At 29.0% G+C, this 23,955-nt stretch carries 26 protein-coding genes; 12 read left to right on the plus strand and 14 right to left on the minus strand.

Features of this window, described 5'->3' with window-relative positions:
• Positions 1 to 4 precede the first annotated feature (4 nt).
• Genes L8V85_RS07265 through gatC form a run of 6 tightly spaced genes read right to left on the minus strand, consistent with a single transcriptional unit; the run spans position 5 to position 4,626 of the window.
• Positions 5 to 550 carry a DUF1882 domain-containing protein gene (locus L8V85_RS07265; protein ID WP_133319866.1) on the minus strand — a complete coding sequence of 182 codons (546 nt, stop codon included), beginning with the start codon at positions 548 to 550 and terminating at the stop codon, positions 5 to 7.
• Positions 547 to 1,788, minus strand: a complete 1,242-nt coding sequence (locus L8V85_RS07270) for a serine hydroxymethyltransferase (protein WP_133319865.1) — start codon at positions 1,786 to 1,788, stop codon at positions 547 to 549. Before L8V85_RS07270 ends, L8V85_RS07265 begins: the two co-directional genes overlap by 4 nt.
• On the minus strand, positions 1,789 to 3,291 hold the full coding sequence (lysS, locus tag L8V85_RS07275) for a lysine--tRNA ligase (protein ID WP_263737748.1): 1,503 nt from the start codon (positions 3,289 to 3,291) through the stop codon (positions 1,789 to 1,791).
• A gap of 11 nt (positions 3,292 to 3,302) precedes the next feature.
• Positions 3,303 to 3,758 carry a Fur family transcriptional regulator gene (locus L8V85_RS07280; protein WP_043019516.1) on the minus strand — a complete coding sequence of 152 codons (456 nt, stop codon included), beginning with the start codon at positions 3,756 to 3,758 and terminating at the stop codon, positions 3,303 to 3,305.
• Positions 3,748 to 4,317, minus strand: coding sequence for a CvpA family protein (locus L8V85_RS07285; RefSeq protein ID WP_263661665.1), 570 nt, complete (start codon positions 4,315 to 4,317; stop codon positions 3,748 to 3,750). Before L8V85_RS07285 ends, L8V85_RS07280 begins: the two co-directional genes overlap by 11 nt.
• A 21-nt stretch (positions 4,318 to 4,338) precedes the next feature.
• Positions 4,339 to 4,626 (minus strand): Asp-tRNA(Asn)/Glu-tRNA(Gln) amidotransferase subunit GatC, encoded by a 288-nt coding sequence (gatC, locus tag L8V85_RS07290; RefSeq protein WP_133319862.1) that lies wholly within the window; start codon positions 4,624 to 4,626, stop codon positions 4,339 to 4,341.
• 146 nt (positions 4,627 to 4,772) lie between these two features.
• Between gatC and L8V85_RS07295 the strand changes: the two genes are divergently transcribed.
• The 6 genes from L8V85_RS07295 to pyk all read left to right on the plus strand — a co-directional run bounded on the left by L8V85_RS07295 (position 4,773) and on the right by pyk (position 10,175).
• The gene (locus L8V85_RS07295) at positions 4,773 to 5,318 is read left to right on the plus strand and encodes a hypothetical protein (RefSeq protein ID WP_133319861.1); all 546 of its coding nucleotides are present in this window, start codon (positions 4,773 to 4,775) and stop codon (positions 5,316 to 5,318) included.
• Positions 5,315 to 6,310 (plus strand): hypothetical protein, encoded by a 996-nt coding sequence (locus L8V85_RS07300; RefSeq protein WP_133319860.1) that lies wholly within the window; start codon positions 5,315 to 5,317, stop codon positions 6,308 to 6,310. The genes L8V85_RS07295 and L8V85_RS07300 overlap by 4 nt, the downstream gene beginning before the upstream one ends.
• 1 nt (position 6,311) lies before the next feature.
• Positions 6,312 to 6,644, plus strand: a complete 333-nt coding sequence (locus L8V85_RS07305) for a hypothetical protein (protein WP_263660759.1) — start codon at positions 6,312 to 6,314, stop codon at positions 6,642 to 6,644.
• A complete protein-coding gene (locus L8V85_RS07310; protein ID WP_133319858.1) occupies positions 6,631 to 7,254 on the plus strand; it encodes a type III pantothenate kinase in 624 nt (207 codons plus the stop codon). Before L8V85_RS07305 ends, L8V85_RS07310 begins: the two co-directional genes overlap by 14 nt.
• A 110-nt stretch (positions 7,255 to 7,364) precedes the next feature.
• A complete protein-coding gene (locus L8V85_RS07315; RefSeq protein ID WP_263660760.1) occupies positions 7,365 to 8,711 on the plus strand; it encodes an FAD-dependent oxidoreductase in 1,347 nt (448 codons plus the stop codon).
• 12 nt (positions 8,712 to 8,723) lie between these two features.
• Positions 8,724 to 10,175 carry a pyruvate kinase gene (pyk, locus tag L8V85_RS07320; protein WP_214114012.1) on the plus strand — a complete coding sequence of 484 codons (1,452 nt, stop codon included), beginning with the start codon at positions 8,724 to 8,726 and terminating at the stop codon, positions 10,173 to 10,175.
• Positions 10,176 to 10,182: 7 nt separating this feature from the next.
• Here pyk and gmhA read toward each other — a convergent pair whose 3' ends face one another.
• The 4 genes from gmhA to L8V85_RS07340 are packed head-to-tail and all read right to left on the minus strand — an operon-like array spanning position 10,183 to position 13,564.
• Positions 10,183 to 10,743, minus strand: coding sequence for a D-sedoheptulose 7-phosphate isomerase (gmhA, locus tag L8V85_RS07325; protein ID WP_263662248.1), 561 nt, complete (start codon positions 10,741 to 10,743; stop codon positions 10,183 to 10,185).
• Positions 10,733 to 12,106 (minus strand): D-glycero-beta-D-manno-heptose-7-phosphate kinase, encoded by a 1,374-nt coding sequence (rfaE1, locus tag L8V85_RS07330; RefSeq protein WP_263737749.1) that lies wholly within the window; start codon positions 12,104 to 12,106, stop codon positions 10,733 to 10,735. Before rfaE1 ends, gmhA begins: the two co-directional genes overlap by 11 nt.
• The gene (gene rfaD, locus L8V85_RS07335; protein WP_263737750.1) at positions 12,099 to 13,052 is read right to left on the minus strand and encodes an ADP-glyceromanno-heptose 6-epimerase; all 954 of its coding nucleotides are present in this window, start codon (positions 13,050 to 13,052) and stop codon (positions 12,099 to 12,101) included. The genes rfaE1 and rfaD overlap by 8 nt, the downstream gene beginning before the upstream one ends.
• Entirely contained in the window at positions 13,049 to 13,564 is a 516-nt protein-coding gene (locus L8V85_RS07340) for a D-glycero-alpha-D-manno-heptose-1,7-bisphosphate 7-phosphatase (RefSeq protein WP_263737751.1), read from the minus strand. Before L8V85_RS07340 ends, rfaD begins: the two co-directional genes overlap by 4 nt.
• Before the next feature lie 129 nt (positions 13,565 to 13,693).
• Here L8V85_RS07340 and L8V85_RS07345 point away from each other — a divergent pair, with 129 nt between their 5' ends.
• On the plus strand, positions 13,694 to 13,999 hold the full coding sequence (locus L8V85_RS07345; protein WP_133319851.1) for a c-type cytochrome: 306 nt from the start codon (positions 13,694 to 13,696) through the stop codon (positions 13,997 to 13,999).
• Positions 14,000 to 14,010: 11 nt separating this feature from the next.
• Here L8V85_RS07345 and ccoS read toward each other — a convergent pair whose 3' ends face one another.
• Together ccoS and L8V85_RS07355 are read right to left on the minus strand one after the other, a co-directional pair.
• Positions 14,011 to 14,226: a cbb3-type cytochrome oxidase assembly protein CcoS gene (gene ccoS / locus L8V85_RS07350; protein ID WP_263666814.1), complete on the minus strand. Its 216-nt coding sequence runs from the start codon at positions 14,224 to 14,226 to the stop codon at positions 14,011 to 14,013.
• Positions 14,223 to 16,568: a heavy metal translocating P-type ATPase gene (locus L8V85_RS07355; protein WP_263737752.1), complete on the minus strand. Its 2,346-nt coding sequence runs from the start codon at positions 16,566 to 16,568 to the stop codon at positions 14,223 to 14,225. Before L8V85_RS07355 ends, ccoS begins: the two co-directional genes overlap by 4 nt.
• A gap of 181 nt (positions 16,569 to 16,749) precedes the next feature.
• On the opposite strand from L8V85_RS07355, the gene rho reads away from it, so the two are divergent.
• Positions 16,750 to 18,054: a transcription termination factor Rho gene (gene rho / locus L8V85_RS07360; RefSeq protein WP_263737753.1), complete on the plus strand. Its 1,305-nt coding sequence runs from the start codon at positions 16,750 to 16,752 to the stop codon at positions 18,052 to 18,054.
• Positions 18,055 to 18,056: 2 nt separating this feature from the next.
• Entirely contained in the window at positions 18,057 to 19,592 is a 1,536-nt protein-coding gene (locus L8V85_RS07365) for a DNA polymerase III subunit gamma/tau (protein WP_263737754.1), read from the plus strand.
• On the opposite strand, the gene L8V85_RS07370 is transcribed toward L8V85_RS07365, so the two are convergent.
• Complete coding sequence (locus L8V85_RS07370; protein WP_263665897.1) at positions 19,589 to 21,682, minus strand: TonB-dependent receptor domain-containing protein; 2,094 nt, start codon at positions 21,680 to 21,682, stop codon at positions 19,589 to 19,591. The genes L8V85_RS07365 and L8V85_RS07370 overlap by 4 nt on opposite strands.
• A gap of 158 nt (positions 21,683 to 21,840) precedes the next feature.
• Between L8V85_RS07370 and exbB the strand changes: the two genes are divergently transcribed.
• From exbB to L8V85_RS07385, 3 genes are read left to right on the plus strand one after another with little or no spacing between them, the layout of a single operon-like run.
• On the plus strand, positions 21,841 to 22,272 hold the full coding sequence (gene exbB / locus L8V85_RS07375) for a TonB-system energizer ExbB (protein WP_133319846.1): 432 nt from the start codon (positions 21,841 to 21,843) through the stop codon (positions 22,270 to 22,272).
• Complete coding sequence (gene exbD, locus L8V85_RS07380; RefSeq protein WP_263665899.1) at positions 22,265 to 22,654, plus strand: TonB system transport protein ExbD; 390 nt, start codon at positions 22,265 to 22,267, stop codon at positions 22,652 to 22,654. Before exbB ends, exbD begins: the two co-directional genes overlap by 8 nt.
• Positions 22,651 to 23,304, plus strand: coding sequence for an energy transducer TonB (locus L8V85_RS07385; protein WP_263737755.1), 654 nt, complete (start codon positions 22,651 to 22,653; stop codon positions 23,302 to 23,304). Before exbD ends, L8V85_RS07385 begins: the two co-directional genes overlap by 4 nt.
• 10 nt (positions 23,305 to 23,314) lie before the next feature.
• On the opposite strand, the gene L8V85_RS07390 is transcribed toward L8V85_RS07385, so the two are convergent.
• Positions 23,315 to 23,767, minus strand: a complete 453-nt coding sequence (locus L8V85_RS07390) for a DUF411 domain-containing protein (protein WP_263737756.1) — start codon at positions 23,765 to 23,767, stop codon at positions 23,315 to 23,317.
• Positions 23,768 to 23,955 lie beyond the last annotated feature (188 nt).

A 23,955-nucleotide genomic window follows, 5' to 3' on the forward strand; every position in this document is an offset into this window, starting at 1 on the left:
AAAATTACATATGTTTAGACCAAGAAGCGCCACGCTCTTTTTGATAAACCTCATAAGGTAAAGTTAAAATATTAAATTCCTTAGGTATATCCATACTAGGAAAAACTTTCCACTCTACAGGCATTTTTTGAGAAAAAAGCAAAGATAATTTTGATCCCAAAGAGCATGCTTCATTAAAAGTAGTATGTCCTTTATGGATATACAAATGCAAATGATTATTAGTTCTTGTTTTATAGGCAGTAAAATTTATAAAACCTTCTTCCCTTAAAACAAGCTGTGCTCTATGCCAAAAACGCTCTGCGTTAAAACCATTGTAATCAAATACAATATTTTCAACCTTATCAAAACTATTAATCAAAGAGTGTGCTACAATAATCTTTTTTTCCATATGTTCTTGTATAACATTAGCTGTCAAAGGAGCATTTACTTTTTCGAATTTATCAAAAAAAATTCTACCTTTATGCTCATATTTGTTAATTATAGCATTACGCTTAATATAATAATGGCTTGTAACCATTTTAATTAAAGCCAAATCCATAGTTGTAATCAAAATAAAGCCCTTTCATAAATAATAAAATTACTTGCCAAATTTTTCAGTTTAACTTTAATCTCTTCTTGTAGCTTTGTATTTTGTATATCATCTAAAATATCAGCTATATAATTTGCAACAATAGCAATTTGCTCCTCTTTAAAACCTCTTGCTGTTAAAGCTGCTGTTCCAAGTCTTAAACCACTCGTTACAAATGGACTTCTAGTTTCCCCTGGAACCGTATTCTTATTTGCTGTAATACCTGCTCTTTCTAAAGCTAAATCCGCATCTTTACCACTAAAATCTTTATTTAAAAAGCTTAATAAAATTAAATGATTATCAGTACCACCGCTAACTAAATCATATTTTCTATCTATTAGAACTTGAGCCAAGGTAGCAGTATTTTTAATGATTTGCTTAGCATAAATTTTCCACTCATCACTTAAGTTATATTTAAATCCAACAGCTTTGGCGGCAATTACATGCATTAATGGACCACCTTGAATACCCGGAAAAATTGCAGAATTGATTTTTTTGGCAATTTCTTCATCGTTACTCATAATAATCCCGCCTCTTGGACCTCTTAAAGTTTTATGTGTTGTAGAGCTTACAACATGAGCATAGGGAAACGGGCTAGGATGCTCACCTGCTACAACCAATCCTGCAATATGCGCAACATCAGCAAATAAATATGCGCCAACCTCATCTGCTATTTCTCTAAATTTAGCAAAATCAATCACTCTAGGATAAGCACTAGCACCACAAACAATAAGTTTTGGCTTAACTTCTTTTGCTATCTCTCTAACTTTATCATAATTAATTCTCCCATCAAGCTCTACCCCATAAAAAAAACTTTCATAAACTTTTCCAGAAGAACTTACTTTAGAACCGTGAGTTAAATGTCCTCCGTGACTTAAATCCATACCCAAAATTCTATCACCAGGATTTAACAATGCCATGTATACACCTTGATTTGCTTGAGAACCTGAATTAGGCTGTACATTGGCAAAATTACAATTAAAAAGTTTTTTACATCTTTCTATAGCAATTGTCTCAATTTCATCAACAAATTCGCATCCACCATAATATCTTTTACCAGGATAGCCTTCTGCATATTTATTTGTTAAAATACTCCCCATTACTTCCATTACTTCTGGTATAGTGAAATTCTCACTCGCTATCATTTCAAGACCATCACATTGTCTTGCTAGCTCCTTTTGGGTTAAATCAAAAATTTCTTTATCAAAATTTTCCAACATTTACTCTCCTTTTACCTCATTTTTAAGTGGCCTCATAGCTGGGAAAAGCACTACATCACGAATTGATTTTTTATTAATTAAAAGCATAACTAGCCTATCTATTCCTATACCTTGACCTGCAGTTGGTGCCATAGCATAGCCCAATGCATTAACAAAATCTTCATCCATTTCACATGCTTCCTCATCACCTGCATTTTTAGCTTCAATTTGCTTTAAGAATCTCTCATATTGATCTAGCGGATCATTAAGCTCATTAAATCCATTAGCAATCTCTCTACCCGCGATAAACAATTCAAATCTTTCAGCAATATCCTTATCCTTGTCACTCCTTCTAGACAAAGGACTTATAGAAACAGGAAAATCTATTACAAAAGTGGGATTAATCAACTTATCTTCAACATAATTATCAAAAAGTTCAGCTTGCAAATGACCTAATTCTAATTTTTCGTTGGCTTCAAAACCATCTTTTTTTAATTTTTCTAAAATTAATTCTTTATTATTAATAAGCTCATCAGCTAAACCGCCATATTTTTTCAAAGCATCTTTATAAGTAATTCTTTCAAATGGTTTAGAAAAATCAATTATTTTTTCATCAAATTCGAGCTTTTTACCTAAATTTAATTTATCCAAAAGCATAGCAAAAAGCTCTTCTGTTAAGTCCATTAAATCATGATAATTGTGATAAGCCCAATAAAACTCGATTGTAGTAAATTCAGGATTATGTGTTAAATCCATTCCTTCATTTCTAAAACATCTATTAATCTCATAAACTGCCTCAAAACCACCTACAATCAAACGCTTTAGATATAATTCTGGAGCAATTCTTAAAAATCTTTCCACACCTAAAGCATTATGATAAGTCACAAAAGGCTTTGCATTTGCTCCTCCTGCAATAGGATGCATCATTGGTGTTTCAACCTCTAAAAATCCTTTATTATCAAAAAAAGATCTAATGTAAGAAACAATTTTAGAACGCAAAATAAAATCTTTTCTTACTTCACTATTCATAATCATATCAAGATATCTTTTTCTATATCTTTGCTCAATATCTGTTAGTCCATGATATTTTTCCGGTAAAGGCACTATGGCTTTTGTAGCTATTTGAATTTGCTCTACATGAAGACTAAATTCTCCTGTTTTAGTCATAAAAGGAAAACCTTTAACCAAAACAATATCTCCTACTTCAAGATATTTTTTTAAAATAGCAAAATATTCTTCTCCTAAAATATTTTGATTAAAATAAATTTGAATATTATCTTGCTCATCTTCTATATTAGCAAATACCGATTTACCAGCTATTCTAAGAAGTTTTAATCTTCCTGCTAACACTCCGTATACTTTTTCATCACGCTGATTTTCCGTATCTTTAATGTATGCAAATTTATTTTTATATTCAACTATACTCATTTCTTTTTTCAAAAAATGTGGGTATGGATTAATTCCTAGCTTTTTTAATTCTTGCGCTTTTTGAATTTTTTGTTGTTCTAAAATATTATCAAACATTAATTTTACCTTTATTTTTTACTACATTGTGGACATAAGCCATAAAGTTGCATTAAATGTCCTGTTAATTTAAAATTATATTCTTTTGCTATTAACATTTGTTGCTGCTCAATAATAGAATTTTCAAATTCAACTATTTCTCCACAACTTTTACAAATTAAATGATCATGATGGGGTTTATTTGCGAGTTCAAATTTCTTCCCTGAAGCTCCAAAAGATATAGAAGTAGCCATACCTGATTCTTCTAATAAATTTAAAGTTCTATAAACTGTAGCGATTCCTACATTTAATTCAGGATTTTTTTGCTTGATTTCCACATACAAACTTTCTGGGGTATAATGCATATCACTATTATATAAAGTTTTCAAAAGCACTTCTCTTTGTTTGGTATATTTTAAGCCATTATCCTTAAGTGTCTTCTTAAAGCGCTCAAGTAAAACATCATATTCTATATTTTCAATTTGCATTATTTACCTCCGAATTTAGACTTATATTAGAATCTTTAATTCTTTCTTCTATTTTTTCTAAACTATTTTGAGTAAAATCAGTATTCATTATAAATTCACCTGTTTTTCTAAGTAAATTTAAAGTATGACTATTGTTTGCATATTTTTCTAAACTTGAATTTAAAAATTCTATATTATTAATACAAGCAACTAAAATTGCAAAAATTAAAAATATTTTAGCACTTCCAAATAAAAATCCACCTATACGATCTATAAAACCAAGACCACTCATGCTAAACATTTTTGATAATATATTTCCCAAGGCCACACATGCTATCCATATCACGATTAACAAAACTAAAAAACCTGCAAAAATAGCAAGATTTTCATTTTCAATTGCATAAAAATTATTATTGATAATCTCTGCTACCTCTTTAGCATATCTTGAAGCAAGTAAAACCCCACCAACTATACCCAATAAACCAAAAATTTCTTTAAATAAGCCACTCACCAAGCCTTTTAAGCCTAAAATTACAGTCAAACCTAAAACAAAAACATCAAACCACGAAAAATTTTCCATCTACGCTAAACTCCAAATATTTTATTCAATTATTTTAGGGACTATAAAAAATCCATCTTGAGAATTTGGAGCATGCTTGCTTATCGTATCTATCACATCAGATTTTTTACTCTCATCATTTCTCAATAAGGTTCCACCATTTGTTGTGCTAGTCATGGCTTCTATATCATCAAGTTTTAATTCATCTAATTTTTCTACAAAATTAACAATTTGACTTAATTGTTCTTCTAATTCTTGTCTTTTTTCATCTGCTATTTTTAGAGCACTTAGCTTTTCAAGTTTAGTTAATAATTTATCATCAATTTGCATCATTTACCTTAATTTTAATTTTATAAAACTCTTTGGTTTAGATTGAAAATTATAACATAAAATAATTTATTTTTTCATTTTTATATGTTACAATTATAGACTTTAAAATTACAAAATAACATTTTTTATATTAATAAAGGAAAAATATGGCTTTAAAAGAAAATTTGAAAGCAGTAAAAGAAGAATTAAGCTCTCAAGAGCAAATGATGGAAAATTTTATCAAATCAGAACGCTTTATAAGAAAATACAAATATTATTTTATTGCTCTTATTGCTCTTTTAGTTCTTTATTTTAGTGGAAGTTATATTTATAATATAAAACAAGAAAAAAATATCCAAGAAAGTAATATCATTTTTAATAATCTGTTAAAAAATCCTTCAGATCAAAAATTAATTGAGGAATTAAAGCAAAAAAATGCAAATTTATACACCATATATATTATGGGTCAAAATAATCAAGATCTTAATCAAACCTTGAGTCTTAATATAGATCCTTTGTTAAAACAAATAGTGCTTGCCCAAAATAATCAAAAATCAGATTTTCTAAAAGATTATAATACTCTATTAATAGGTTTTGAATTTTTAAAACAAAATGATTTTAAAAACGCAGATGTTGAATTTAATAAAATACCTATAAATTCTCCTTTATGGCAAATCATCACAAGCTTAAAACACTATCAAGGAATAAAATGAAGCATTTTTATTTATTTATTATTACTTTAATATTTTTTAGTGCTTGTGGCACTAAAAGGGAATACTATCAACCAACACAACTAGAACAACTTCCTTATAATTCTAAAAATATTAATGGAAAAATAGTTAATTTTAACAACAACATTGCTCAGCTAAATAATAATACTTTCATAGACAATAAAGGAAATATTACTGCTTTAAAAATAGATAAAAACTATAATATTTTAAATATCCGTCAAGAAGAAATTCTTATAGCTGATAATGATGGGAATTTTAAAATTTTAAATTTACAAGGTGAAGAATTATTTTCTCATAAATTTAACGAAAGTGTAGTAAGTGCTAATGTAGACGGGGATGATATAGCTTTGATTTTAGCAAGTAATACTTTAGTGTATGCTAATAAAAATCTTGGTATAAGAATGCTACAAAATTTAGGCACTGCTTATGCTCAAGATAGTCGCTATGCTAATCCTTATTTTTTAAATACCATTATCATATACCCTATGCTTAATGGAAAATTAGCCATACTTAACAAAAGTACACTAAAAGTTAGTAAAGAAATTTTAGTAAGTAGTGAAGAATTTTTTAACAATATCATCTATCTTCATGTTAAAAACGATACAATGGTTGCCGCAACAGCACAAAAAATCATCGTTGTAACACCAAATAGAACTTTATACTTAAACGAAAACATTAAAGAGGTAAATATTAATGATAAAGAAATTTTTATATTAACAAAAGATGGAAGAGTTATCAAAAATGATTATAATCTTAGAAAAATTGATGAAATAAAATTTCAATTTGCTTTATTTTCCAAAAGCACATTATATAATGATTCTTTGTATATATTTGAAAAAACTGGCTATTTAATTAAATTAAATACAAATCTGAAAGATTTTACCGTATATAAATTAAATGAAGCTATTGATAAAAAAAGTTTTATGGCTAATGGTAAATTTTTCTACCACAATAAAGTTTTACAATTAAATTAAGATGAATCAAGAACTAAGCGATATTCTTATTAAACATGGAATTATTTTAAAAAATATTAATTCTTTAGATATCCATGCTTTTAGCAAAAAGAAAAAACTAATTTGCTTTTATGGAGAAAATACAAAAAAACAATATTGTTTATTTTTATTTTCTTTTGCAAAAAGTAAGATTTTAAAAAAAGATGGTTTAGAATTTGAAAATATTTTTCAAAACATAAGTCAAATTTTAAATTTAAAATTTAAAAATCATTTTATTTTTCATCAATCTCTAATTTGCTCAAAAGCAAAAGAATATTTATTCACCAAAGGAATTCAAAATTATGCTTTTGTGTGATATTGGCAATACAACTGCAAGTTTTTTAAATGAGCAAAAATTTCATTCTATGAGCATAGAGCAATTTTTACAGTATGAGCCGACACAAAAAGTGTTTTACATCAATGTTAATCCAAATTTAGAGCAAAGATTAAAGCAAAATCCTTTATTTATTAACCTTGCTCCATATTTTAATTTTGATACTATTTATAAGAATTTAGGAGTTGATAGAATAGCAGCTTGCTATACCATAGAAGATGGGGTAGTAGTTGATGCAGGCTCTGCAATAACTGTTGATATTGTTTCAAATTCAATCCATCTTGGAGGATTTATCCTGCCTGGTATTGAAAGCTATAAAAAATCTTTTGCCAGTATTTCTTCTCGCTTAAAACACGAACTTAACACTCAAATAAACTTTGATGCCTTTCCCCAAAGAACTATTGATGCTTTAAGTTATGGAGTTTTTAAAAGTATATATTTACTTATAAAAGATAGTGCATATGATAAAAAATTATATTTCACAGGTGGCGATGGGCAATTTCTTGCAAATTTTTTTGATTATGCAATTTATGATAAATTTTTGATTTTTAGAGGTATGAAAAAAGCTGTTTGTGAAAATTTTATACTTTAAAAGATTAACCATATCTTTGGCTTTTCAATTATAAGCTTTATTTAAACTCAAAACAACTATATTTTGATATTATTAGCAAAATCAAACATACACAAAAGGAATTGATGATAATGGATCGAAAACACTTTGATGCCGTGGTAATTGGCGGTGGGATTTCTGGTGCTGCAGCATTTTACGAATTAGCAAGATATACTGATATTAAAAGTATTGCATTATTAGAAAAATATAATAACGCTGCAACATTAAATAGTCACAGCACAAGTAATTCACAAACCATCCACTGCGGTGATATAGAAACTAACTATACCTTGGAAAAAGCAAAAAAAGTTAAAAAAACAGCAGATATGATTGTAAAATATGGGCTCTTGCAAAATGCACAAAATAAATTCATGTATTCACACCAAAAACTTGCACTTGCAGTTGGGGAAAAAGAATGTGAATATATGAAAAATAGATATGAAGAATTTAAAGAATTATATCCTTATATTAAATTTTACACAAAAAATGAAATCAAACAAATAGAACCAAATGTTGTTTTAGGTGAAGATGGTGTCAATGATAGGGCGGATAATATAGTAGCTATGGGTGTAGAAGAAGGTGAAATTTATACCACAGTAGATTTTGGACTTATGAGTCAAAATCTCATAGAGCAAGCTTGCAAACAAGGTAAAGATACTCATGTTGCTTACAATCAAGAAGTTGTGTTTATAGAAAAAAAAGATGATATTTTTTATATAAAAACAAGAGATTTTAAAGAATATAGTGCAAAATCCATTATCGTCAATGCAGGCGCACACTCGTTATTTTTAGCACATAAAATGGGTATAGGTTTAGACAAATCTTGCTTTCCTGTTGCAGGAAGTTTTTACATGGCAAAAAGAAAAATTTTAAATGGTAAGGTTTATATGGTGCAAAATCCAAAACTCCCATTTGCTGCATTACATGGCGATCCTGATTTACTAACTAACATGAACACCCGTTTTGGTCCTACTGCTTTAGTTATTCCTATGCTAGAAAGATACCATGGCTTTAAATCTTTACCTGAATTTTTTAAAACACTTAATCTTGATATGAATGTAATTAAAATTTGTTTTAATCTTTTTAAAGATTCTACTATTAGAAATTATATTCTTTATAATTATTTATTTGAAATTCCTTATATCAACAAAAAACTTTTTGTAAAAGATGCTAAAAAAATAGTTCCTAGTTTAAAAACAGATGATATTTACTATGCTAAAAATTTTGGAGGAGTGCGACCTCAAGTGCTTGATAAAAAAGCAGGAGAATTAATGCTTGGAGAGGCTAGCATCACTGAAATTCCGGGTATAATTTTTAATATGACACCAAGCCCAGGTGCTACGAGTTGTCTTGGTAATGGTTATAGAGATGCAAAACTTATTTGTCAATACTTGGGTGCTAATTTTAATGAAGATTTATTTACTAGCGAACTGCTATAAAAAGGATAGGAAATGTTAAAAAAAACAAAAATAGTCGCAACAATTGGACCAGCAAGTGAAAATGAAACTACAATAAGACAAATGATTATTAATGGAGTGAATGTTTTTCGCTTAAATTTCTCACATGGAACTCATGAATATCATAGTCAAAACCTAGCCACCATTAGAAAAGTAGCAGCTGAACTTAATGCAAGGATTGGAATTTTACAAGATATTAGCGGGCCAAAAATTAGAACCTTAAAAATTCCAGAAGCTTTTGAGCTAAAAAGTGGAGATAGACTAGACTTCTACAAAGATACTTTTGAAGGCGAAAAACTTTCTAATGAACACTATAAAGTCTGTATTAATCATCCCGAAATTCTTTCTATGCTAAAAGTGGGAGAATACATCTATCTTTGTGATGGCTCTATTAAAACTAAAGTTATACAAGTTGAAAAAGATTTTATCCAAACCCAAGTAGAAAATAGCGGGGTGCTTAGTTCAAATAAAGGAATTAACTTTCCAAATACAAAAATCAATATCGATGTTATAACTCAAAAAGATAAAGACGATCTTGCATGGGGCATTAAAAACGATGTTGATTTTTTAGCTATATCTTTTGTGCAAAATGCTCATGATATTGATGAAGTTAAAAAAATACTTGATGAAAATAATGCCAAAATTGCTATTTTTGCAAAAATAGAAAAATTTGATGCTGTTGAAAATATCGATGAAATTATAAATAGCAGCGATGGTATAATGGTAGCAAGAGGAGATTTAGGCATTGAAGTGCCTTATTATAGAGTGCCAAATATACAAAAACTCATCATTAAAAAAGCTAATGAGGCCAATAAGCCTGTAATCACTGCTACTCAAATGCTTTTTTCGCTTGCAAAATCAAAAACTGCCACAAGAGCTGAAATTTCAGATGTTGCTAATGCTGTACTTGATGGCACTGATGCGGTTATGCTTAGCGAAGAAAGTGCAGTGGGGATTGATCCGGCAAATGCGGTTGATATTATGACTCAAACCATTATAGAAACAGAAAAAAACTATCCTTATGAAAAATTTGAAAATTTTAAATGTTTTAACGAAACTGATATCATTGCCAAATCAAGCACACAACTAGCAACTGATTTAAATGCAAATGCAATTTTTACCATTACAAGCAGTGGTGCTTCTGCAGTTAAAACAGCAAGGTATCGTCCAAAAATGGATATCATAGCTATTACTCATTCTAAAAAAGCTTTAAATTTTTTAAGTATAGTTTGGGGAGTTCAACCTGCTATATTGATAGAAAAGCATGAAAATTTAACAGAACTTTTAAGCAATTCTGTAAAACTTGGAGTTGAAAAAGGCCTTATGAAAAAAGATGGGGTTTACACTCTTACTGCAGGATTTCCAGTAGGTGTTGCAGGAAGTACAAATTTAATTAGAATTTTACAAAAAGATCAAATTGAATATTATTTAAGTTTGGGAAAATAACCCAAACTTAATATTCTTCTTCTATCAAATCACATAAGCAGTGTATGATTAAAATATGCATTTCTTGAATTCTAGCCGTATCATCGCTTGGAATGACTATATTATGCTCACATAATGCATTCATCGTTCCACCACCTTTTCCACTAAGCCCTATACATTTAGTGCCAATTTCTTTGGCCTTTTCAAAAGCTTTGATCACATTTGGGCTTTTTCCACTAGTAGAAATTCCAATCAATACATCATTATTGCTAGCTAAAGCTTCAACTTGTCTTGAAAAAACAAATTCAAAACCATAGTCATTTCCTATAGCACTTAAAGCAGAAGTATCAGTGCTTAGAGCAATAGCAGCTAAAGCCTTTCTTTCTTTTTTATATCTTCCACTAAGTTCAGCTGCAAAATGTTGGCTATCTGCAGCACTTCCGCCATTTCCACAAATTAAAATTTTCCCACCACTTTTCAAGCACACTTTTAATTCTTGAGCAACCGTAGCAATTTGCTCTTTTAAATTCAAACTTTGCTCTAAAGTTTTTTGATGTTGAATAAATTCCTTTTCAATTTTATTTATCATTTGCAATCCTATTAATTATATTAGTAGTACTAAATCCATCTTCAAAGTCAATTAATTCTACTTTTTTTACTAAATTTGAACCCACTATTTCTTTGCCTTTATAATCAGCTCCTTTAACTAGCACATCAGGCTTTAAAAACTCTATCAGTTCATAAGGAGTATCATCATTAAAAATCACTACATAATCTACAAAATACATACTCGCAAGCATACATGCGCGTTGGAATTCTAAATTTATAGGTCTTGAGTTTCCTTTTAGTCTTTTTATGCTTTCATCTGAATTTAAACCTACAACTAAGATATCTCCTAGTTTTTTAGCTTTTTCAAGGTATTTTATATGACCATAATGCACAATATCAAAACATCCATTGGTAAAAACTACTTTTTGATTTTGTATCAACTTCACAAGCTCTTCTTTGCTTTTAATTTTATCTTCAAAAGAAGCTTTTTTTAGATTTTTAATCTCTTCTAAACTTACACTCACACTTCCTACTTTTGCTACCACAACAGCTGCTGCATCATTTGCTAACTCACATGCTTTTACAATATCAACTTTTAAGGCTAAAGCATAAGCAAGCATAGCTATAACACTATCTCCAGCTCCTGTTACATCATAAACTTCCAAAGCTTTTGCGGGAATAATATGTAATTTCTCATCAAAAAGTGCTATTCCTTCTTCAGATAAAGTTATAATAGAATAAGCTAAATTTAAATCATCTTTTAATTTTTTCAAAGCTTTTTCTAAATTATCAATTTTTTCTACACCCAAAGCTTGATTAGCTTCTTTTTTATTTGGAGTTAGCAAGGTTGCATTTTGATATTTGCTAAAATCACTTCCTTTTGGATCAATCAAAATAGGTAAATTTAAAGTATTTGCATGCTCTATCAAAGCTTTTGTTACTTTTGAAGTTAAAACTCCTTTAGCATAATCACTCAAAATAATCGCGTCATAATCTTTTGCGATTTTTTTATACTCTTGAATAATTTCATCTTCTAATTTAGTATCAAAATCATTCTCATCATCAAGTCTTAAAACTTGCTGAGAATGTGATAAAACTCTACTCTTAAGAGGGGTTTTTCTATCTTTTTCTACTAATAATTTTGCATTTAAATTCTCTTTTAAAAACCTCCCACTCTCATCATCACCCACAAGTCCTAGAGCAAAAACCTCAGCACCAAGACTTTTTAAATTTGCATATACATTACCAGCTCCACCTGGTCTTTTATCTTCTTTTTGTGATTTCATCACCATTACAGGAGCTTCTGGAGAAATTCTAGTGCAATCACACCATATATAATGATCCACCATAAAATCCCCAACAACTAAAATTTTTGGCTTTTTAGAACTTAAAAAATCAAACATTTACTTCCTTTTCATAAAGCCTTTTGATCTCATCTAAATAATCTTTTACACCCTCTTCAAGACTAAATTTAGCTTTATATGAAAAACTCTCATCTAATTTTGCTTGAGTATGGAATTGATAAGAATTTTTGTAAGGATTAGGAATATACTCACAAGGATAATTAGTGTTTAATTCTTTTTGCAAAATATCTACTATATCTTGAAAAGTTCTTGCTTTACCTGTAGCTACATTATAAATTCCACTTTTTGCTTCTAAAGCTTGTAAATTTGCACTCACAACATCTTTAATATACACAAAATCACGATAAATTTGATCACTTCCTTCAAACAAACGCGGACTTTTACCCGCTAAAATTTGATGTCCAAATTGCAAAATCATAGAAGCAGTGCTATTTTTAAAAAATTCTCCCTTGCCATATACATTAAAATATCTAAGCCCAACTATATGCATTTTATCAAAATATTTTTTTGCTAATTTATCCATCATTAATTTTGAATATGCATAAGGGTTTTTAGGGGCTTCACTTAAATTTACAGTTTGCGGGCTTGGAGCATCTCCATAAACTGAGGCTGAACTTGCATAGATTAATTTCGCATTAAGTTCCAAAGCAAGTTCTATAAAATCTTTAAAAGTGTTTAAATTGGTCTTTAAAACTTTGTTTTGATCATAAACAGTTGTATCTGAAATTGCAGCCTTATGAAAGATCACATCAGGTTTAAAAGCTTTTATAACTTTTAAAGTTTTTTCATCATTAATATCGCCCACATAAAGCTCACCTTCAAAATCTAAAATATTCTTAAAATGACCAAAACTTTCTAAATTTCCATTTTCAAAAGTAGCACTTGATCGCATTTTATCCACAATCAAAACCTCATGTTTATCCTGAAGTTCTAGAGCAAGAGCAGAGCCTATAAAACCTGCTCCACCTGTTATCACAATTTTCATTTCCTATCCTTTAAATAATACAAAAGTTCTTTTAAATTTTTAAAGACCTTATAGTTTTTATTATCATTATAATTTTCATTAATCAAAAATAGATTTTTTATACCAGCATTGATTCCAGCTTGCATATCACTTAAATTATCCCCTATAAAAAAAGATTGTGAAAAATCTATATAAAATTCTTTTTGTGCTTTTAAAAGCATGCCAGGTCTTGGCTTACGACATTCACAATTTTCTAAATGTGGGCAGTGATAAATTTTTTCTATTTTAATGCCTTTTTTCAAAAACTCACCTAGCATATACGAGCTTAAAATTTCAAAATCTTTTTCACTATAATAAGCCCTTGCAATACCTGATTGATTAGTAGCTACAAAAATTAAAAAATTTTGCTTTTGAAAAAATTCACAAAGTTCAAAAATACCATCACAAAATTCAAAATCACTAATCTTATGAACATATTTTTTATCTATATTTATAATTCCATCTCTATCTAAAAATAACGCCTTTGTTTTCATGAAAAAATTATAATGAATTTTTTTTAAGATTTTATAATTTATCAAGTAAAAAAGTTTTTTAAGCGACTTTAAATAAAAAAAGCATATAATTAAAAACATTTTATTTTCAATTTATATAGGAGTGATACAATGAAAAAGCTACTTGTTTTATCAGCTTTGGCATGTCTTAGTGTTTCAGCTTTTGCTGCGGATGGTGCTACACTTTATAAAAAATGTGCAGTATGTCATGGTGCTAAAGCAGATAAAGTTTATCTTAATAAAGTTCCTGCTTTAAATACTTTAACTGCAGCTGAAAGATTACAATACATGAAAGATTATGCAGCAGGTAAAAGAAATGCTTATGGCCAAGGTGCAATCATGAAGATTAACCTTAAAGGTTTAACAGAAGCAGATTTTAAAGCAATTGAAGAATACATCGAGAGCTTAAAAAAATAATTTGACAGCCTTTATGGCTGTTTTTCTTGATTTTTCTTTTCCAAAGCTTCTTTTTTTCTTTTTTCCAAAATCACTGCATCGTTTAAAGCTTCTTCGCTATCATTTAAAATAGTAAATTTATAATCATCGTCAAATTGCTTATTTTTGATCCCCCAAAGTAAAGCACAAATTGCCAAAAATAAAGCAACCATAGAAACACCTATCATCATTATTAAAACACCATTCATTTTTTAATCCTTAAAGCATTTAAAATCACTATTATACTACTAAAAGACATTGACAAAGCTGCAATTAAAGGATTAATCAAACCAAAAAAAGCTAAAGGCATGCTCAAGGCATTATAAAATAAAGAAAAAGCTAAATTTTGTTTAATAATTTGATAAGTTTTTTTAGCTATTTGTATAGCCTTTTGCAAGCTTTTTAAGTCGTTTTTTAACAATATAATATCACTATTTTCCATAGCAAGCTCAGAACCTTCTTTTAAAGAAACCCCAACACCTGCATAAGAAAGTGCTAAAGCATCATTTACCCCATCTCCTACCATTAAAACCTTACCTGTTTGATTTAAGTTAGCTATTATTTGCATTTTATCTTCTGGCATACATGAAGCTTTGAAATGATTTATTTTTAATTTTTCAGCTACCTTACTCACAGCAGATAAATTATCACCACTTAACATATAAATTTGCATTTTGCATTCTTTCATAAATTCGATCAACTCTTCAGAGCTTTCTCTCATACTATCTTCTAATTCAAAAACTGCTAATATAGTTTTATTTTTAGCAAATATAAAATGCGTAGTTTGAAATTCTTGTACTTGCATATGATTTTCTTTGAAAAATTTCTCATTTCCTCCCAAAAATTCATCTTTACCCAAAAAGGCTTTATAACCTCTTGCTTGAAAATTTTGAACTTTTTCAAATTCTATTCTGCTATCAATTTTTTCATCTAAAAATTTCAAAATGCTTTTAGCCACTGGGTGGTTAGTCAGGTGTAAGAAATTTAATAACTCATTTTTATCTAACCTCTCATCCAAAAAGCTTTTTTTAACTTCTAAACTAGCCTTTGTTAAAACCCCTGTTTTATCAAACACAGCCACATTGCACTTACTCAAATCCTCCACAACACCTGCTTCTTTAAATAAAATTTTTTCCTTCAAACCAGTGCTAATTGCTACTAAAGAACTCACCGGTGTAGCTAAAGCCAAAGCGCATGGACAAGCTATGATTAGCACAGAAACCATGCGTATCATGGCTTCTTCAAAACCTAAATTTAGTACAAAAAAAGTAAAAACAAAGCACAACAAAGCACAAATTAAAATAATAGGCGAAAAATACTTACTTACCTGTTGCACCATTTTTTCTATTTTGGCTTTTTTAGCACTTGAATTTTCAAGTAAATCAATAATCCTAGCTAATTTAGAATCCTTATAAAGAGCATTTGTCTTATATAAAGCATTCCCGCTTAAAACTAAAGAAGCAGAATAAATCATATCATCTTTTTGCACATCAAGTGGTAAGCTCTCTCCGCTTAAACTAGACATATCTAAACTAATATTACCGCTAATACACACTCCATCTATTAAAACCCTATCGCCTTCTTTTAACTCTATAATATCTCCTATTTGCACCTCTTCTACATCGATATTTTCTATTTTTTCATTTTTTAACACCCTTACTTCATTACCTAAAAATGACCTCAAATGATCGAGCGTATCAAGGGCTTTTTTCTTACTTAAAAGCTCTAAATACTTTCCTATAAAAACAAAACAAATAATCATCGCCACAGAGTCAAAATATACCTGTGAAGCTCTTGAGAACATTGCCCACACTGAATATATATAAGCTAGACTTGCTCCACCAATTACTAGAGTATCCATATTAACACTTTTAAATTTCAAAGCATAATAGGCATTTTTATAAAAAATCGAGCCTGTGTAAAAAAGTACAGGAGTACAAAGTAAAAATTCAGCAAAATGTAAAATATCTTTAATATCAGCTTCCATACCACTAAAAAACCCAGCATATTTAGCTACAGATATCCACATGATATTCATTACGCAAGCTATAGCAACTATTAATTTCGCATAAAAATCTCTTTTGGTTTGAGTTGCTCTTTGTTCATTTTTTGTAGGTAAATACACACTAGCTTTATAGCCTATACTTTCTATATTTTGGATAATTTTTACTAGATTAATACTTTTTTCATCAAAAACAATTCTAGCTTTATGAGTAATAGAATTAATATCAACCTCTATCACTCCTTCACTTTTAATGAGAATTTTTTCATTAAGCCAAACACAGGCTGCACAATGAATTTCTTCTATCAGTAAAAAAACCTCACTAAAGCCTTCTTTTGTTTTTTGTATGTATTTTTCATAGTCTTTAATACTATATTCTATTGTTACTGGGGTTAAAGTTTGATTACCAAGTTTTTCATAAAATTCCTCCAAATTATTCTCTTGTAAAATTTCATATACACTTTCACAGCCTTTACAACAAAAATAATTTCCATTTTTTTCTATCATTTGTTCTTGTTTAAAGCTTAATTGGCAATGCTTACATCTCATTTTATACTTTCTTTATAAGTTTTTACAATATTTTATCATTTTTTCAAACTTTCAATTTTAAAAATTATTTACAAAGCTATATTATAATTTCTAAAATTTGACAAAAAAGTATTTTTTTTAATAAAATCTTTTTTGAATAAACTAAAACAAAAACTACATTTTCTACATTTTATGAGGATATATGGAAAATACAAAAGAAAAGAAACAACACCAAAGAACACACATTCCTGTTGAAGGTTATAAAATAGAAGATTTAAAGTTGCTTGATTTAGAAAGCTTAGTAAAAATAGCAAATGAAGCAGAAATAGAAAATCCAAGAGAATTTAGAAGACAAGATCTTATTTTTGAAATTCTAAAAGCACAAACCAAAAAAGGTGGCTTTATACTCTTTACAGGAATTTTAGAAATTTCGCCTGAAGGTTATGGATTCTTGCGTGGAATGGACTCAAATTTAAGCGATAGTGTAAATGATGCTTATGTATCAAACTCACAAATTCGCAAATTTGCTCTGCGTGTAGGAGATATAGTTACTGGTCAAGTTAGAGAGCCAAAAGATCAAGAAAAATACTATGCTTTATTAAAAATTGAAGCGATTAATTATCTTCCATTAAAAGAAGCTAGAGAAAGACCTTTATTTGACAATCTTACTCCAATTTTTCCAACTGAAAAAATCAAATTAGAATATGATCCTTTAAAATTAACAGGTAGAATGCTTAATCTGTTTGCTCCTATTGGAAAAGGTCAAAGAAGCTTAATCGTAGCACCTCCAAGAACTGGTAAAACTGAGTTAATGAAAGAACTAGCTACCGCTATTGCTAAAAATCATCCGGAGGCTCATTTGATTGTACTTTTAGTAGATGAGCGCCCTGAAGAAGTTACAGATATGCAAAGATGTGTTAAAGGCGAGGTTTTTAGCTCTACTTTTGACTTACCTGCCTATAATCATGTTAGAGTGGCTGAACTTGTTATAGAAAAAGCAAAAAGGATGGTAGAAACAGGTAAAGATGTCATTATATTACTTGATTCTATTACAAGATTAGCAAGAGCTTATAATACTGCCACACCAAGCAGTGGTAAAGTTTTAAGTGGCGGGGTTGATGCAAATGCCTTGCATAAGCCAAAGCGCTTTTTTGGTGCAGCTAGAAATATAGAACATGGTGGCTCATTAACCATCATAGCAACTGCCTTGATAGAAACAGGCTCAAGAATGGATGAAGTGATTTTTGAAGAATTTAAAGGAACAGGAAATAGCGAAATCGTTCTTGATAGAAATATTTCAGACAGAAGAATTTACCCTGCAATTAACATCATAAAATCAGGCACTAGAAAAGAAGAATTACTCCAAGGTGTTGAAAAACTTCAAAAAATTTGGGCAATTAGATCAGCTATTTCACAAATGGATGATATAGAAGCTTTAAAATTCTTATACTCTAAAATGCTAAAAACCAAAAGCAATGAAGAGTTGTTATCCATCATGAATGAGTAGTAATGCTCCAAGCTCTTGCTGTTAAATACAGACCAAAAAATTTCAATGAGCTTGTAGGGCAAAATACTGTTTCTACAAGCTTAAAATATGCTCTTGAAAATAATCGCTTAGCACATGCTTATTTATTTTCAGGATTACGCGGAAGTGGAAAAACTTCAAGTGCAAGAATTTTTTCAAGAGCTCTAGTATGTGAAAAGGGACCAAGTGCTAATCCTTGTGGAGAATGTTCTCAATGCTTATCTTCACTCAGTGGCTCTAATATAGACATTATAGAAATGGATGCTGCAAGCCATAGAAGCTTAGAAGACATTCAAGAGCTTATCGAGCAAGTTAAATACGCTCCATCTTTAGCTAGGTTTAAAATTTTTATTATCGATGAAGTGCATATGCTTACTCCACAAGCAGCAAATGCCTTGCTTAAAACCTTGGAAGAACCACCAAGCTATGTAAAATTTATACTAGCAACAACTGACCCTTTAAAACTTCCTGCTACGGTTCTTTCAAGAACGCAGCATTTTAGATTTAAGCAAATTTCTATCCACGATATCTTAAATCATCTTGAGTGGATTTTAGAAAAAGAAAATATCAATTATGAAAAAGAAGCTTTAAAACTCATAGCAAGAAGTGGAAACGGATCTTTAAGAGATACTCTAACTTTATTAGATCAAGCCATAGTATATTGTCAAAATCATATACAAACACAAAAAATTACTGCGATGCTAGGCTTTTTAGATCCATCTAAAATTGAAGAATTTTATCAAGCCATTTTAGCTAACGATAAAGATAAAGTTCTTGAGTTTTTAAAAGAATTTGAAGATTACGAGGCAAGTAATGTCATCGATGAGATGATATTTTTTTTAAAAGAAGCATTTTTTGCCAAAAACAATCTTTTTTCTATGTTAATTTACGAAAGATTTTTTAGAATTCTTTCGCGCGCTAAGACTATGTTAAATTCTAGCGATGATGATAGTTTTGTACTTTGTGTTATGGCTTTCATGCTTATAGAAGCAACTTATCTAAAAAGTATTGATGAAGCTATTTACAGCAAAAGTCCAAAACAAGATAACACACCAAACCCAAAACAACAAGAAATTCTTTCTATACAAACAATTAAAGAAGAAAAACTTAATCCTTATGAAAGTTTGTTAAAAGCTATTTACAAAAGAGATTATGATTTAGCTGAAGTTTTCAAAAAAACCACGCAGTTTATTTCCTTTGAAGATGATATTTTAAGTATTAGCTCACATGCTAAAGATGATGATAGAAAAATCCTAAACAATGGCTTTAAATTAATCAAAGTCTTACTTCATGAACTTTTTGGAGAAAAAACACAAATTAAAATTCAAAAAATAGAAACTATAGATACCCAAAAATTACAAGATATATTCAAAACTCCTATAAAACAAGAAATAAAAAGTACTCCGAATTTAAATGAACATTTTGAAAATTTTAAAAAAGATGCTAAAAAATACGATCCTAAAGACGAAACCAAAGAAGCTCTCAATAAGCTCTTTGGCTCCCCAACTATACAAAATTAAAAACTGCCGTTGATTGAAATATAAATTCTTCTTCCTTCTTCTATGCGATTATAAGTATTTACCCAAGTATCTTCACCTTTGTTTTTATAAGACTCCCAATCATTTGTAAAACTTTTATCAAAAAGATTATAAATTGCCGCATTAATATTCCATTTTTTATTAATATCATAACGCACACCCATAGAAGCTAAAAAGACATCTTGATAATACTCTCTATTAATATTTGTATCACCCATATAACGATCTATTTGCCATTCGCCTTTTATCCATGGAGTGAATTTACTAAAGATATTATAACTTGCTTTTAACATGATATTGTGTTTTAGACTATCAATTTCTGGTTTTCCTATCATAGTTTCATCTTGCGCATCTTTAATTTCACTATCAAGATAAGTATAAGCTAGATCTAAATTTAAATGCTCTACAGGAGTAATCCCAGCTCCAAGTTCTATGCCTCTATACTCAACCTTGCCATGATTAATCGCCTGATAGCATGTATCAGCTTCACATTTTCCAATACCCAAAATCATACTATCTTTACTAAATTTTTGACTAGAAATTTTATCTTTAAAATTTGTTAAAAAGCCAGTTGCTGAAATATAAAACAAATCATTATTATAAACAGCGGCTAGTTCATAATTAAGCGATGTTTCTTCTTTTAAATTCGGATTTCCATACATAGGATATTTACCTTGTCCACTATAATTATAAGCACCAGCTATCAATCTATTAGCATATGGGGTTCTAAAGCCTGTTGAAACACCGCCTTTTAAAGTAAGCTCACTAGTAGGATTATAAACTAAATAAGCTCTTGGAGAAATGTTATTTCCAAAAATTTCATGATAATTATATCTTGCTCCAAAAGTAAATCTTAAATCATCTCTTATACCATATTCATCTTCTGCAAAAAAAGCTAATAAATATTGATCAAAATTAGTAGGATTAGCAATTTTATCTTGCATTTTCTCAAGTCTATACTCACCACCCACGCTTAAAATATGACTTTGACCTAAAGGAATAACTGATTTTGTATCTATAATAATATCTTCAGCAACTATATCTCTATTTTGCCCTAAAAATGGCTGATTTGCTTGGCCAACTACCTCACGCCCATCGTTACTTACACGGTTATACTGCAAAGTAGAAGTAATTAAAAAATCATCATATACCCCCTCATGACTTAAATAAGTTACCAACTTATCCACTTGCATGGTATCTGTATAACCACCTGTTAAAGAGCCATTATTTTTATCTGTTGGTTTTGTTAATGTACCGAGTTGGCCTTTTTTATTATCATAATGATTTCTTGAAAAATCAATATCAAATATCAAAGTATTATAATCATCTATTAAGTAATTTAATCTAGTTCCTAAATTAAAATTACTTGCTTTTGTAGGACTTTGTGCTTGATCACCTTGCACTCTTTGACCACTCCCATTACTAAATTCAACATTAGATTGTTCTCTATAAAACTCTCTAAAACGCAAAGTAAGTCCCAAACGATCATTCATCAATGGACCACTAGAATATATACTTGCGCCATAAGTATTACCCCATTCTTTATGTGCATTAAAAATACTATCCAAACTAAATGATGTTTCCCACTCGTTACTTACTTTTTTTGTGATGATATTTACAACACCACCCAAAGCTTCAGAACCATATAAAGTGCTCATTGGCCCTTTTATTACTTCTATTCTTTCTATACTAGAAATTGGTGGTAAGAATGAATTTGAAATTTCATTAAAACCATTAGGTCCTACTTCTCCACCTATTCCTTGACGACGCCCATCAATCAAAACTAAAGTATATCCAGTAATACCTCTCATGGTAATATTATAAGAGCCTGTTTTTCCTTTACTAGCAAATAAATCTACACCAGGAATATCAGCAATAGCTTCAGCAACATCTCTATAAGGCTTACTCTCTAAATCTTTTTTACCAATCACATTTATAGTAGCAGGAGCTTCTTTAATATCTTGAGAAAATCCCGAAGCACTCACTATAGAACTATCTAATAAAACTTCTTGTGATAAAGCATTACAGACCAAAAGACTAGCAACACAAACTGACAAGCAATAATTTTTCATTATTTCCTTTCTTAAATAAACAAAATTTTCAAAGTTGGAATATTATGATAATAATTATTAATTTAAAATAAATTTATTATATCAATTATGATAATTGTTATTAATAAATAATTTAATTTTCAGTAATATAATCACAAAAATTTTTAAAGCGAGGATGTATGGAATTTTTAAAAACTTATATTGACTTAATTATATTTATTGTTTTAGGGTTAATGGCATTTATTGCTATATGGTGCACTATAGAACGCATCTTATTTTTTAGAAAAATTAAACTAAATGATTATCAATGCCAAGAAAAATTTGATGATGCAATTAGTGAAAATATCACCATGCTTTATATTATTTACACTAACGCTCCTTATGTAGGACTTTTAGGAACTGTAGTAGGGATTATGATTACATTTTACGACATGGGAGCAAGTGGAAATATTGATGTAAAATCTATTGTTATTGGCTTATCGCTGGCTTTAAAGGCTACTGCTTTGGGAATTTTAGTTGCCATCCCTTCTTTGATGGCTTATAATGGGTTGCTTAGAAAAATATCAACTTTGAGTAATGCATATCGTATTTTTAAGGATAAAAATGCTTAAATTACCAAAAAATGAAAGTTTAAATATTATTCCTTTTATAGATATAATGCTTGTTTTACTAGCCATTGTTTTAAGTATATCCACTTTTATCGCACATGGTGAAATCAAAATCAATCTACCTCAAAGTGAAAATTCAAATTCCATAAGTGAAAATAAAGACAAAATAAGCATCTTAATCGATAAAGAAAATAAATTTTATATCGATGGAAAAACAGTTTCCATAGAAGAAATAAAAGAAAAATTTGACACTATAAATTCTAAAACCTTAGTAGAGTTAAAAAGCGATAAAGAGGCAAAATTTGAAAGCTTTGTAAAAATTATTGATATTTTAAAAAATAAAAATCATGAAAATTTTCAAATTTTAACAGAGCACAAAAGATGAAGACTTTTATAAGTAATCATAAAAATCAATCATTTTTCATTACTTTATTTATCTTTTTACCTTTACTTTTTGTTTTTCTTTATACTAAGAATTTTTTACATATACAACATAACACTACAAAGGAAGAAAAATTTAATATAGCTATAAAACAATTTTTACAAGATTCTCCTAAAGTAAAAAACGAACAATCTAAACAAGAAAAAATAAAAAAAATAGAACAAGTAAAAGAAAAACCTATCGTTCAACCTAAAAAAATAAATACTTCAACCGATACTAAAGCAACAAATCGATTAAAAGAGGAAATAAAATCTCAAAAAATAACATCTCAAGAAAAAAACATCCTGATAAATTCTCAAGAAAGTATATCTTTAACTAATAACAATGAACTTTTAAAAGAAGTTAAGCAAGCTATAGATAAAGCTTTAATTTATCCTAGGCAAGCTAGAAAAATGCGGATGAGTGGTGAAATTTTAGTAGAATTCACATGGACTAAGGATAAAAACTTATTAAACTTAAAAATATTAAAACCATCAAAATATAAACTATTAAATGATAGTGCCTTAGAAACTATACGCATAGCATCTAATAATTTTCCACAATATGAAAAAACTTTTCATATAAGAATACCTTTAATATACAAAATAAACTAAGCAATTTTGCTTAGTTTGTCTTGGTTAAATTATGTCCTTTATAGATCCCATAAATTTTATAATCTCCATTTTTAAGCATCAAAACTACAGGATATTCTTCTTCATAACCTTGTTCCATTCCAGGACTTCCTTGAGGCATACCAGGAGCAGAAATACCTATAACATCCTCAGGTTTATTTTCCAAAAGCCAAGCAACTGCATCTTCAGGAACATGCCCTTCTATAGCATAGTCATCAATCACGCCAGTATGACAGCTTTGATACATAGGCTGAATATTCATTTTTTCTTTTATTTTTAAAAAATCTTCACTTTTGTGTATTTGTACTTTATAGCCTTTATCTTTCATATAATTAGCCCAAAGATCGCAACATCCACAAGTGGGACTTTCGTAAATATTTAATATTTTTTCATTAGCCAATAAGCTTGTAAAACCAAGCGTTAAAGTTAAAAATAATTTTTTCATATATCCTCCAAAAATAAAAAAGATACAATACATTATAAAAATTAATATTTTATATCAAAAACCAAAAATATCAACTATGGCTAATTAAAAATATTAAATTAAAGTATTACTACTAAATAAAATTTCTAAATAACTTTTCTGATTTTCTACCACTTAACAAGTACTAAAACCTTCTTTTTATTTTGTAA

This window comes from Campylobacter sp. IFREMER_LSEM_CL2090 (assembly GCF_025771865.1).
In the GTDB taxonomy this organism is placed as follows: Bacteria; Campylobacterota; Campylobacteria; order Campylobacterales; family Campylobacteraceae; genus Campylobacter_D; species Campylobacter_D lari_D.